The sequence below is a fragment of the Kerstersia similis genome (assembly GCF_965139615.1).
GTDB lineage: Bacteria > Pseudomonadota > Gammaproteobacteria > Burkholderiales > Burkholderiaceae_B > Kerstersia > Kerstersia similis.
Genome location: NZ_CBCSIQ010000032.1, coordinates 32003 through 44748 on the forward strand (window position 1 = coordinate 32003; position 12746 = coordinate 44748).

General features: G+C 60.1%; 8 protein-coding genes. 2 read left to right on the forward strand and 6 right to left on the reverse strand.

Annotated elements, in window-relative coordinates:
- The first annotated feature begins 118 nt into the window (after positions 1 to 118).
- Entirely contained in the window at positions 119 to 1108 is a 990-nt protein-coding gene (locus tag ACNA1V_RS15865) for an alpha/beta hydrolase fold domain-containing protein (protein WP_415834561.1), read from the forward strand.
- 112 nt (positions 1109 to 1220) lie between these two features.
- Positions 1221 to 1904, forward strand: coding sequence for an FMN-binding negative transcriptional regulator (locus tag ACNA1V_RS15870; protein ID WP_415834562.1), 684 nt, complete (start codon positions 1221 to 1223; stop codon positions 1902 to 1904).
- 243 nt (positions 1905 to 2147) lie between these two features.
- Here ACNA1V_RS15870 and ACNA1V_RS15875 read toward each other — a convergent pair whose 3' ends face one another.
- From ACNA1V_RS15875 to ACNA1V_RS15900, 6 genes are all read right to left on the reverse strand, one after another.
- Entirely contained in the window at positions 2148 to 4013 is a 1866-nt protein-coding gene (locus ACNA1V_RS15875; RefSeq protein WP_415834563.1) for a hypothetical protein, read from the reverse strand.
- Positions 4014 to 4298: 285 nt separating this feature from the next.
- On the reverse strand, positions 4299 to 6197 hold the full coding sequence (locus ACNA1V_RS15880; protein ID WP_415834564.1) for a hypothetical protein: 1899 nt from the start codon (positions 6195 to 6197) through the stop codon (positions 4299 to 4301).
- Positions 6198 to 6278: 81 nt separating this feature from the next.
- Positions 6279 to 8297 (reverse strand): hypothetical protein, encoded by a 2019-nt coding sequence (locus tag ACNA1V_RS15885; RefSeq protein WP_415834565.1) that lies wholly within the window; start codon positions 8295 to 8297, stop codon positions 6279 to 6281.
- Between the two features lie 18 nt (positions 8298 to 8315).
- Entirely contained in the window at positions 8316 to 10904 is a 2589-nt protein-coding gene (locus tag ACNA1V_RS15890; protein ID WP_415834566.1) for a TonB-dependent siderophore receptor, read from the reverse strand.
- A 162-nt stretch (positions 10905 to 11066) separates the two neighbouring features.
- Positions 11067 to 11990: a FecR family protein gene (locus ACNA1V_RS15895; protein WP_415834567.1), complete on the reverse strand. Its 924-nt coding sequence runs from the start codon at positions 11988 to 11990 to the stop codon at positions 11067 to 11069.
- Positions 11990 to 12628: an RNA polymerase sigma factor gene (locus ACNA1V_RS15900; protein WP_415834568.1), complete on the reverse strand. Its 639-nt coding sequence runs from the start codon at positions 12626 to 12628 to the stop codon at positions 11990 to 11992. The genes ACNA1V_RS15895 and ACNA1V_RS15900 overlap by 1 nt, the downstream gene beginning before the upstream one ends.
- Positions 12629 to 12746 lie beyond the last annotated feature (118 nt).

A 12746-nucleotide genomic window follows, 5' to 3' on the forward strand; every position in this document is an offset into this window, starting at 1 on the left:
GGTGCGGTCGTTGCTTCCGTATGGCGGCGGAGACGCTTCAGCCTGCAGGCCGAAGGTCTTCAGGATTGGAAATTCGCATGTTCATTCATTCAAGATAGATTGCCGGGAGCCAGAACTCATGAGTCGCAACGAAAAGGATCTCAACGATGTCTATCCCGGGCATTTCGCGCCCGTGGATCCTCAGATAGCCACCTTCCTGAGCCGCTCGGCGGAAGTGGCGGCACAGCACCCCCGGCGCGACCGCGTCAGCCTGGCGGAAGGGCGCCGCATCGGTGAACGTGTCAAGGCGCAATGGGTGGCCGGCGGGCCGGAGATGGCGCGCACAGTGGAACGCGAAGTGCCGACCCGGCATGGCCCCGTGCGCATCCGTGTGCATTACCCGGCGCAGCGCCGGCTGCCGGGCGCCTTGATGTATATCCATGGCGGCGGTTTCGTGGTGTTCAGCCTGGATACCCACGACCGGGTCATGCGCGAGTATGCGCAGCGGGCCGGCATCGTGGTGGTCGGGGTGGATTATTCGCTGGCGCCGGAGGCCCGTTTCCCGCAGCCGCTGGAAGAGTGTACGGATGTCATGCGCTGGCTGCGTGAACATGCGGGCGAACTGGAGGTGGACCCTGAGGGACTGTTCATTGGCGGGGATTCGGCTGGCGGCAACCTGTCGCTGGGCACCTGCGTGGCCCTGCGTGATGCCGGCGAGCCCTTGCCGCTGGGCATGCTGCTCAATTACGGCGGCTTCAGCACGCGCATGTACCGCAATTCCATGGTGCGCTATGGCGGGGGCGAATATGGCCTGTCACTGCACATGATGGCCTGGTTCTACCGGGCTTATCTCGGGCGTCCGGAAGATTTCGAGGACCCGCGCATGTGCCTGGTGAAGGCGCGCCTGGATGGCTTGCCGCCGGCGTTGCTGGTCATTGCGGAATGCGACCCGCTTTACGACGACAGCATCGAGATGGCGGAATGCCTGAAACAGGCGGGGGTCGAGGTGGAGGCGCGGGTCTATCCGGGCACTGTGCACAGCTTCCTGGAAGCGGTGGAGATTGCGGATGTAGCTGGCCGGGCCTTGGACGAAAGCTGCGACTGGATGCGCAGGCACGCCGAAGCATGAGATGAGCAAAGCGGCCGCGAGGCCGTAGCCGTGCGCTGTCTTTCCCCTGCCCGCCGGGTTGGGGCCGGGCACACGCACGCCTGCGGATCAGCGGCGGCAGGAGACGACGGATATGTACACCCCGAAAGCGTATGTCGAAAATGATCTTGGTGTCCTGCATGAACACATGCGGCTCTGGAGTTTTGCCACCCTGGTGACCGCCGGCGCCAATGGCGTGCAGGCCACTCACCTGCCGTTCCTGCTGGAAGAAGGCGGGCCGGAAGGCCTGGGCATCCTGACCACCCACCTGGCGCGGGCCAATCCGCAGAGCCAGGATCTGCTGGCCGGTGCGCCAGCGCTGGTCATCTTCCAGGGGCCGCATGCCTTCGTGACGCCGAGCTGGTATGTGAACCAGATGACTTTCCCGACCTGGAACTACACCGCCATCCATGCGCGCGGCCAGCCGGAACTGATCGAAGACCCCGAGGACATACACGAGCTGCTGCGCGAAACCGTGGCGATTTATGACACGCCGCTGGGCGGCAACTGGTGCTTCGACGTCATGCCTGCCGACATGATCGTGCCGCGTCTGCGCGCCATCATGGGCGTGCGTATTCCCGTGACCAAACTGGAAGGCAAGTTCAAGATCAACCAGGACAAATCACGCGAGGATCAGTTGGGCGTGGTTGCGGCGCTGGAGGCCCAGCCGGATTCCCAGGCGCGTGATATGGCGGCGCTGATGCGGCGTTGTTTGAGGCTGGAGGCGGCTGTGGCGGATAAACCGCAAGACGCTGTGCCAGCCAAGGCGCGGGCATGAAAACAAGCCGCCGTTCTTCCGCTAGGAAAACCGGCGGCTGTGCCTTCAAGCGGGGCCGCGTGGTGGGGTGCCTGCCGGGCGTTGGGGCCGGGCGGAACACCTTGCCGGGCATCAGTACGGTTTGCTGCGGGCGCGGTGTTTTGCGGCCAACAGCAGCAAGGCCAGTGCCGGCCAGAGCGGCAGGGCACCGCCGCCGCCAGCTGGCGCCGCTTTCGTCCTCTCGTCTTTACGCGGAAGAGATGATCAGGCAGAAGGATCTATCGTGTAGGAGAACGCTTTTTGGCCTGTGGCATCCTTGACGGCGCGGGTTCCTTCAGGCGTGCCGTCCGTCAGCCAATATTGTGTCGTCTGAACTGTGCCGCTGGTGGAACGGATAGCGATCAGCGCCTGGTCGTTGACGGTATCGAGGCGCAACAGCGTGCACGAGTCGGCCTTGCATTGGCCTGCCGCGTGCGCCGGGGTGCCGGCAGCCGCAGCCGGGAACAGGCGCTGGGTACCTTTTTCGGTGCCATTGCTGCCCCAGATATGTCCGTCTTCTCCTTGGAATACGACATTCTTGCCGGCCTTGTGCAGCGGCGATGCGATTTTCGCCAGAATGCTTGCCGGCGGGACAATCCTGGGGGTTACCTTGCTGGCAGGTGCCGCTTGTTGCGTGCTTTCCGGCGTGCCACGGGTGAACCAGACGGCTATGCCATTGCCATCATCGGCCAGGAAAAAGACGCCTTGTTCAGTTGCGGTCGGGAACTGGATGTTGCCATCCAGGGCGCCGGGGCCGACGTCGGAGAGGCGGGTATGGGTTTCTCCGTCGGTTTTCCAGAGCTCCTGGCCGTAATCGCTGGTGTTGCGTATGAAATAAAGCGCGTTGTCATAGACCGCAAAAGTCTTGGAGAGATCCTTGCTGTCGCGCTGCTTTTCATCGAGCATGACCAGTTCTTCTTTGGGGATGATTTCCTTGGTGCCGGCTTCCGTCCCATCGGTTACGCCCAGGCTATGGTTCGCCAATTGGGGGGAAGAACTTTGCCGGATAGTGAAAATGATCTTGTCGCCGATAGCCTGGAAAAGTTGATCCGAACCGCCAAGCCCGATGGTGGTGGTCTTATCCCGGAAGGCGTTGGGGGCATTGGATATTTTTCTGGATCGGCCGGTGTCCAGATCCCTGGTCCAGAGTTCACTGAGTTCGATGGCAGCTTGCCCTGACTGAACGAAGTAAAGCGTGTTGCCGATAACGGTATATTGATTGGGAAGAATATAGAAGTTCTGGCCATCCTCGTTTGCAAGGGGGCGAGTGTTTTCCGGGGTGCCATCACTTTCCAGCACGACCGTGCGTGACCACATCAGGAGGGTTTGCTTGCTGGTCGTCAGGAAGCGGCCGAAATAGGTACTGCTGACCCTCTCCGTATCCGGTGTGATATTGACCGCCAGCCCGGTGCCCGCTGCGGTGCCGTCCGAAGACCAGAGTTCGATACCGTGTGTTGCGTCAGTGGCCTGGAAGAAGCTTTTGCCGTTGATGTAGTTGTTCACGGTCTTGGCTGCCGCCGCGAGGCCGTTGCCATTGATGACCGGTTGGCCGTCCTTGTCCTGCGCCCAGGTTGCACGGCCACGATTCAGATCCAGCCAGAGATAGGCGAACTGGTTGCTGCTTTCACCTGCCACCCGGTATTCGTCTGAGATCAACACCGATTGCACGCAACTGATGCCCAACGGGTTGTCAGCGGCAAGTGCCTGGTCGAGTTTGAAGGTTCCGTTACTTTGCACACTGCCCAGGTCCGAGTCATCAAAGTGGCATTGCAGCAGTGCCGTTTGAGGCTGGGGCGGCGTGACCAGTAGTTGCAGCGTGTCGTTCTGCGCGACGGTCGGCAATTTTTTCGTTCCGTCTGCCTGGAAAACCAGCGCTTCTTTTTTCTCTTCGCCGCGATTCTGCACCAGTTCGACTTTTGCCCCGGCCGGCAGTTGGTGAACGGTTACGGCAAGGTTGGCGGTCTTGTCCGAAGTGGGTTCTTTGTCGGTATTGGTGCCATCGCTACTCCCGCTGCCACCGCCGCCGCAAGCGGCCAGCAGAAGAAGAGCGCTGGTGTAAACCAGGGTTTTGCCATGAAAAATAGGCTTCATAGGGATCACTCCGAAAGAGAAAGGGGCCGCTAGGGCAGTCGGGCGACCCTGCCGCCGAACGGCGGCAGGGTGCCGTGGGATGATTGGGAAGACTGGGTCTGGCCACGCAGTACCATGCGGTCGCCCTGGCGGTAAGCTTTCCGCCAGGGCGCAGCGCAGCTGACATGCGCTTGTTGGGTGGCTGGGGCTGGAGTCAGCTGTTGGGAAGCAGCGGAACATGCCTTCCTTGGTGCTGTCCTTGCCCCCGAGATGCTTGGTGAACTGGCGGTAATTCTGGCCGTCGTATTAGCCCATTACGATTTCATGGGCAAAGGCTTGGCCATCGGCATCCTGGACGGCGCGGGTGCCGGCAGGGCTGCCATCCGTGAGCCAGTATTCCGTCTTTCGGGTCGTGCCGCTGATGGACACGATCTCGATCAAGACCTGGTTGCCCACCCGTTGCAATTGGGCCAGTTTGCACGAGTCCGCCTTGCATTCGCCTGTGGCGTGAACAGGCGTACCGTCAGCGGCCTTGGGAAAGAGACGCTGTGTGCCGCTTGCGGTGCCGTTGCTGCTCCAGATATGTCCGTCCGTGCCGACGAAAACGGCGTGGGTAGCCGTGGCATGGAACGGTGTCGGAATCTGGGCGGCCCGGTTGGAGGGCTCGGGGACGAACGGTGTGACGGTGCTGCCCGGAACCACTTTCCTGGTGGAGTCCAGCGTGCCTTCGGTGAACCACAGGGCCGGGCCCTGGCCATCGTTGGCCTGGAACAGAACGCCGGTCTTCAGCGTGGTCAGGAAATTGATCTCGCCATGCAGTGCGCCTGCGCCGATATCACTCAGGCGGGTATGCGTGGTGCCGTCAGTTTTCCAGAGTTCGCGGCCGTAATCGCTGGTCTTGCGCAGGAAGAACAGCTCATCCTTGAATTGGGTAAAGAGAGTGGCGGTGGGGTCACCTACCGAACTGGGCCTGGCCTCCTCCATTTCTGCAGTGGAGAACAATTCGCGGGTGCCCGCAGCAGTGCCGTCGCTGACGGCAAGGATATAGGGGGGGTAGGCGCCGTAATTGTTCTCGTTGATCGAGAAGAAAAGCTGATTGCCGACAGGCATCAAGAGCTCGTTGTTGTTCCCTACGCTATAGCTGGTATCCGCCACAACCTTGCCGGGTGAGGCAACAAGGGTGGTCGTTTGGGCAACGGGGTCACGTACCCAGAGTTCACCCGTCGGACTTTCACCGCCGTTGGTCATGAAATAGAGTTTGCCGCCCATGGCTGCCAGTTGTCCGGTCTGGACGGGCAGCAGCGTGTTGTCGCTGTTTTGGTTGATGAAGGTCGTTGTGGCCGGTGTGCCCTGAGTTTCGACAAGGTCAGTGGCCAGCCCCAGGCGTCTGCCTTCTTTGCTGACGCGCGCATACAGATATTGGCCGCCGACGGTGACGAAGTTACTGGGCCGGGAGTGCAGGACGCTGTTGCCGGTTTCTTCGACAATATTGACGGCGACTTTGGCGCCGCTGGCCGGTCCGGCCGAGACCCAGAGTTCATTGCCCTGTGTGGGGTGTACGGCAGCGAAGTAGCCTTGGTTGTTCAGATAGGCGGCCATTTTATCTGCAGACGGGCCGGGCCACAGACCATTGCGTACCGGTTCACCATCGGGATCCTTGATCCAGGTGATACGGGCCTGATCCAGATTCAGCCAGAACGCGGCAGCCTCGATCTGGTTACTGCTCAAGGCGTTGAAACCGCCCATGGCCAGCACGGACTCCGAGCAGGTGACGGACAGACTGGCCTTGTCTTGAGGTACTTGGGTCAGGTTGAAGCTGCCGTCGCTTTGGATGTTGCCAAGCTCGCTGTTGGCAAACTCGCATTGCAGCAAGGCCGTTTGCGGCTGCGCAGGCGTGACGCGTATTTGTAGCGCGTCACCTTTGTCGGCATTGGATAACGACTGCTTGTCGTCTTTCTGAAAAGTCAGGGTCTGCTGGGTGGCACCTGCGCGTGTCTGGACCAGCGCCAGGCTGGCGCCTGGCGGCAAGTGGCTGACCGATAGGGCCAGGTCTGCTGGTTTGCCCGGCGTCACAGGAGGGGTGCCACCATCGGTATTGCCGCCGGTGGTGTTGTCACTGCCACCGCTGCCACCGCCGCCGCAAGCGGCCAGCAAGAGAAGAGCGCTGGTATAAACCAGGGTTCTGCCATGAAAAATAGGCTTCATAGGGATCACTCCGAAAAGAAAAGGGGCCGCTCGGGCAGTCGGGAGACCCTGCCGCCGAGTGTCGGCAGGGCGTCATGGAATTTATTGGGCAGACTGATGCTGGAAACGCTCGCCAGTCGCTTCGTCCAGCAGTCGTACGGTGCCTTCCAGCGTGCCATCCGTCACCCAGTAACTGACGAAGTCTTCGTCGCCACCGTCTACCGGAAGCTTGGTTTGTCCACGCAGGACCACGCGGTCACCCAGGCGGTAGCTTTGCGTCAGGGAGCAACGCAGCTGGCATTCGCTTTTCGGGTGGATGGGGCTGGATTCGGCCGTGGGGAATAAGCGGAACGTGCCTTCCTTGGTGCCGTCCGTGCTCCAGAGGTGGTTGGTGAGCTGGCGGTAATTCTGGCCGTCGTCATAGAAGACGACACGATTGGCAAGCACGAACATGCCGGATGGGTAGAGGCCCCTGGCGCCACCGACGGCAAGGCCGTCCGGCAGTTCGACGATGTGGGTGCCTGCTGCCGTGCCATCGCTTTTCAGCAATGCCATGCCGATACTGGAATCCGCTTCGCGCGTACGCACCTGCAGGTACAGGGCGTCATTCGAGGCCGCCATGTTGACGATATCCGTGATCCGGTCATTGGTGACCTTGACGACTTTCTTCGTACCCGTGGGCGTGCCATCGGTTTCCCAGAGTTCAGTGTCATCCCCGATGAAATACAGTTTTTCCTTCCATGGGGTGTAAAGCGTGGGTGCTGTGCTGGTGCTGGGTTCGTAGATCTTTCGTGTTCCCGCCTTGCTGCCATCGCTGCTCCACACGCCGGTGTAGCCAACGACCGATTCGGCGCCGTTGTCATGGGTGACCAGGCGGTAGTCCGTGCCGCCCATCAGGATGAACTGACCATTGACCGCTTCCGTCGTGGAAGGCATGGCAGCGAAGAGCCCTCCGGTACTGACGTCGCCTGTCGCAGGGTTGGTGGCAGATTCGAAGTCGTCGGAGGTGGCAAGCGTTTCTTGTGCGCCGGTATTGATGTCAATGGCAATCGTGGAAATATGCCGGGTGGGCTTGTCCGGATTCAGCACCACGGTGGCATACCGTTTGCCATTAAACGTCACGGCATGACGTACGACGGCGTCTGCGGGGTACGTTGTCGTGTCCCACTTTTCCGCAACGGTACCGGCGGTGGTTCCGTCAGTCCGATACCACAGGGGAGAGGCCTTGGTCGTGGCGCTCAGTGAGAGGACTTCGGGGTTGCCACTGGTGAATGCATCGCCTGATTGCAACTCAGGCAGGGGTTGCTTGTGTTTGTCGCGATAGCCGCCGTAAAAGTGGATGTCCTGGTCTGTCGTGCCCAGCGAGGCCAGTTTCTGTGCGCCAGTGATCGTACCGTCCGTGCTCCACAACCCGACAGTGCCGTCGCTCTGCTTGCCGGCCAGGATGGCCTTGCCGCCGGCAAAACTGTTGATGACATCCCGGCCCGATACTCGGCTGGTTTCGTAGATGGGCTGGCCACTGCTGTCGTTCAGCCAGCTGGCGCGCGCAGTATCTATGTTGATGAGCAGGAAGCCCGAAGGGCCCGGCTGATAGGAATAGGGGCCGGTTTTGGTTTGCTCGCGCGGCTGGCCCAGCAGATAGGCGCGTCCGCATCGCACCGTCTCGGTTTCGCCCTGGGCTTGTGCCTGCAGGATCAGGCTGCCGTCGGGCTGGCGCTGTGCAATGCCGGAACTGTTCTGAAAGCGGCAGGTGACGAGATAGCCTTGCTGTGGCGCGACCTCTATTTTTCCGATTTTCAAGCTATCGCCAATGGCCGTGGATGGCAGGTTCAGGCTGCTGGTACGGGTCTGGTTGCCATTCAGGGGGTGGCTGCTGGTGTTCTCTGCACTGGTGTGCAGAATAGTTAATGTCGTGTCGGCAGGCAGGTCGCAGACTTTCAAGGTCAGTCCGGTATTGCTGTGCTGCAAAAGGCAATCGGATCTTTCCTGATTCTGTTCGCCGCCATTGCCGTTATCTGGCTCATAGGTGCGGTATTCGCTGTCATCACCGTCGCTGACGCAGCCCCCCAGCAGAAGGATGCAGGAGAGGGTCAGCGAGTGGGGGAGGAACGGGGTTTTCATGTCTGGTACCTGCAAAAATCAGAATTGCATATTCAAAGATGCAGTCACGCTGCGAGGAGAGCCGAAATAGCTGGCGCGCTCGTTTGCCATATAGGTTTTGTCGAAGAGATTGCCCACGTTCAAGCCCAGGGTGGTGTGTTGGTTGAAGCGGTAGCGCGCCATCAGGTCCACCACGGCATAACTGGGTTGTTCGTAGTTGTCGATGCTCTTCATGACCGCGATGGTCGGGCTCTTCCAGCGTATGCCGCCGCCTAGCGTCAGCTTGTCGGTCAGGTCGTAGGTGCTGAACAGCACGAAGGTATGCTTGGGGCGATTGAAGTCATTACCTTGGGCGACATCATCCCCGGGCTGGTGGTTATTGGGGGCTGATACTGCACCGACATGCAGATAGGTGTAGCCGGCATTGATGCGCCAGCGTGGCGTGATTTCACCGGCGATGGTGAGTTCCATTCCAGACATGGTCGGGCCGCTCATCGGCGCCATGGGGTCGCACTGTTGCTGATACTTGTAGGGACTGCGACAAGTCAGCGCGACCATCTTCTGGGTGTTGTCGTCATAGTAGTAATAGTAGTTGTACGGGACATTCTTCTCATGCATGCGGAATAGCGCGCCATGCAGGTTGAGCCGGTCGTCATTGAGTGCCGTTTTGAAGCCGATTTCATAGGTATTGCCGGTCTTGGGCGGCATCATGACGAACATCAGGCCTTTGTCGAGATCGTCTGACGTGACACCTTGCACATCGGATTGCGGCTGATAAATATTGGTGTAGCTGGCGTATAGCGCCGTGCTTTCCGTCAGGTCCTGTATCACGCCGAAGTAAGGGATAAAACGGCGTGGGTGCTTGATCTGCGCGTCAGGAATACTGCTGGGGACACCACTTTTGGTCGCGGTCTGGATCAAGAGGTTGTAGTCGTGGTAACGCGTTCCCAGAATCAGCGTTGTGTCTTCGAAAGGCTTGAGTTTCAGGCTGAGGAAAGCCCCGCGCTGGGTTTCCGTATTGATTTGCCGATTGGCCCATTGGTCGATGGCATAGGTGCCATCGTGAAAGGTGCCACGCGGGAGATAGGGGATGGGAATGGCGCCGTTGTTCCAGCTGTCCTTGGTGATGGGATCAATGCTGCTGCCGACGACATTGCTGTTCCAGTATTGCGGGGAGTCAATTTCCCCCTTGTGGCCGTTGAATCCGACGGCGACCTGGGCATCCCGCTGCCACAACTGGAATTTACCCAGCAGTGTTATGTCCAGGTTGTGCAGTTTGTTGCGCGAGTGAATACGTCCGTAGTCGAGACTGGCAAGCTGGTACTTGGGGTCATAGTAGGTAAAGCCCACCATGCCATAGACCCGATTGGGCTCGGCGTCGGTGTATTGATAGCTTCCGCTAAGGCTCCAGTCATCGTTGAAGTGGTGCTTCAATTCGGCCATGTATTGCTTGACGTCCTGTTTGGCCCAGGACCACTGTGTGGCGGCATTGAAGTGGCGTCCGCCTTCCGACAGCATGGTGTAGGTGCTATCCGTGTTGCCGCGCAGGTCCGTGCCGTGCGGGGCGGCGTCATCGACACGTTTGCCGAAACGGGTGTGGCTCAGGGCAAGCGTCGTGTCTTCGCCCAGATCGGCTTCGACGATGCCGTAGAACATCCGGGTTTTCTCCTCGACCCGGTCAATCCAGTGCTTGCCCTCCTGGGCGGTTGCAACCAGGCGTCCGCGCAGACTGCCACTGGCATTGAACGGTTGGCTCAGGTCCAGCTCGGCACGGCGCCTGGCCCAGGTGCCATAGCTCAGAGTGGCTTTGTAGGACGGTTCAAAGTGCGGGCGTTTACGTACGAAGTTGATGCTGGCAGAAGGGTCGCCAGCGCCTGTGGTCAGCCCCGTGGAGCCCCGGATGATTTCGATGCGCTCGTAGATCGAGGTGTCCATGCTCATCATCATGTCCGCGCCGCCAAACATGCTGGCGCTGGTTGGCATGCCGTCGATCTGATAGTTATTGATGGCATAGCCACGCGAGTACACGCTGGCTCGGCCCGCGCCGGGAACACCATATTCCTGGATGGACAGCCCAGGGGTATTGCGCAACACATCCACGACTTGCTGCAGGTTCTGTTCCTCGATCTGCTTTTCCGTGATGATGGTCAGGCTTTGCGGGGTTTCCTTGATGCTCAGATCCAGTTTGGTTGCGTTGCTGGAACGGCTGACGGTGTAGTTGCTGGCGGCTTCCTCGGCCGTGGTGGGTCTCCAGGTGCCGGCAACGGTAATGGTCGAGAGCGTGGCGGTGGGGTCGTCGTCGGAGCGCTCGGTGCTGCGCTGGCGGATAAAGATGTCGCGATCTTCCATGCTGGCTGTCAGGCCGCTGCCGGATAGCAGTTGATCTAGCGCCTGCTGGACGGTCATGCTGCCGTTGACGGCAGGACTGTTCCGGCCTTCGGTCAGGGCGCTTGAAAAGATGATGCGCGTATCGGTTTGCAAGGCCAGCGCATTGAGCGCTTGCCCCAGCGGCTGGGCCGCCAGGTGGACTGTCACGGCGACATCCTGCGCCTGGACGCTGGCAGTCAGAAAGACAGCATGAGCCAAGGCGATGACACTGGCTTGGCTCAAATAGGATCGGATGGACACGACAGCCTGGCTCCGTATGCATAAGGAAATTGAGGATGACCATCACAACCAGAGGCTGGCGGCGTGGCTTGATCTATTTCCTAGGCGGTTGAGCCCGGTGTCAGGTGAAGTTGATTTTCAAATTGTTACAAAATGGGCGTGAGTTTGCGGCAGGCCTGGCAGTCAGCGCTGGGGCTGGATGAGCAGATTGCCGTTGGGTTGCGGCACGATGGCGATGGGCAAGGCGCGCGGCAAGGATGCCAGCAACTGTTCAATGTTGCGGACATCATAGACGCCGGACAGGCGCAGGCCGCTGGCACGCGGGTGCACGAGGATGGGCGGTCCATCCCGGTAGCGCTGGATTTCACGGATGGCGTCGTACAAAGGGGTGCCATCGAAGATGATCTTGCCGGTGGTCCAGGCGCTGGCCAGCGCCGGGTTCACGGTTTCAATCGGCAGGGGCGCACCGTTGGTGGTGCGCAGGCCGATAACGGCATCATAGGTCTGAATCTGTTGCCCGGCGTGCAGCGGCATGCTGGGAAGCATTGCAGGTTCGGTCGTACGCGTATCGCTGACCTCTACTGCGCCTTCCAGGACAGTGATGCGGCTGCCGTCACGCAGGCGGCGTACCGCGAATGCCGTGCTGAGATCGCGTACGCGTATCGGTCCGCTATCGACGATGAATGGGCGCCAGTGCGCCGCCACTGTGAAGGCGGCTTCGCCCTGTGCCAGCAGCAAGGTTCGGCTGAACAGGCGACGCTGCTCAATCAGGATGGTGTTGGTATTGAGCGCGACCTGGCTGCCATCCGACAGTGTGACCTCGCTGATTTGGCCGATGCCGGTACGCAGGGTACGCGTCTGCCAGACTGGGTCCAGCCAGAGCGTGACAAAGATCAGCAGCGTGGGCAGCACGATGCCTGCTGAGCGCAGGGTGCGACGCTTGCGCTGAGCCTGTTGTTCCGTCATGGCGCGGGCTTCGTGGATCAACGCTTCGCGAGACGGAAAATGCTGGGCGAGCGTCTGGGCGAAGGTGTCGCAGGGCCGGGAGGTGTCGGCGGCGGAATCGGCGTTTGATGTTGCCGCATCGTGATTGGGCGGTAAAGGCATCAGCGTTGTAGCGTCCCGATAGGTTCAGCAGCGTCCGGTGCCTGGGCAGGCAGGTTCAGCGTACAGCCTGGGGCAGATTCCTGGCTGATGGGCATGTGTCCTGAGCGCTGTTTCTGTTGCAGCCAGCGGGAATGGTAATGTGCGGGTTCCCAAAGATCAGAGATACGTTGTATGGCAGCCCGGACATGGTGGCTGACTGCACTGCGGCTGATGCCAATGGCGTCGGCAATGTCTGCGTGCTCCATGCCATGGACGCGGTTCAGCAGGAAGCATTGGCGTTGCCGCGGCGGCAGCGCATTGATGATGCCGATCAGCGCATCCAGCTGTTGCTTGAGGAGCAGGCTTGCCGCGCCGTCTTCGTGGTGACAGCCTTCAGGCGTATGCGCGTCGAGCGGCAGCTGATGGGCCTGGCGCGTACCATGCGCCCTGCACCAGTCCAAGGCACGGTGCAGGGACATGCGCCGCAGATAGGCCAGCGGAGTGCGTATGGTTTCTTGTGGGGGATCGGACAGCAACTGCAGGCATACCTCGTGAACCACATCTTGCGCAAAGTCGTGCCGGGCAAAGCGGTTTTGAACGTAGGTGACCAGTTCGTCGTAATGTTGCACCAATACGGGGGTAAGCGCGTTTGCCGCCATTTCTGATAATTATGTTAAGAATTCTTATTATTATTCTATATCCAAGTGGAACTTTTGCATAAATTAAGGAAATTCTTATTGGTTTCGGCCTTGAAGGGGCCGGGGGGGCAGGCAAAAG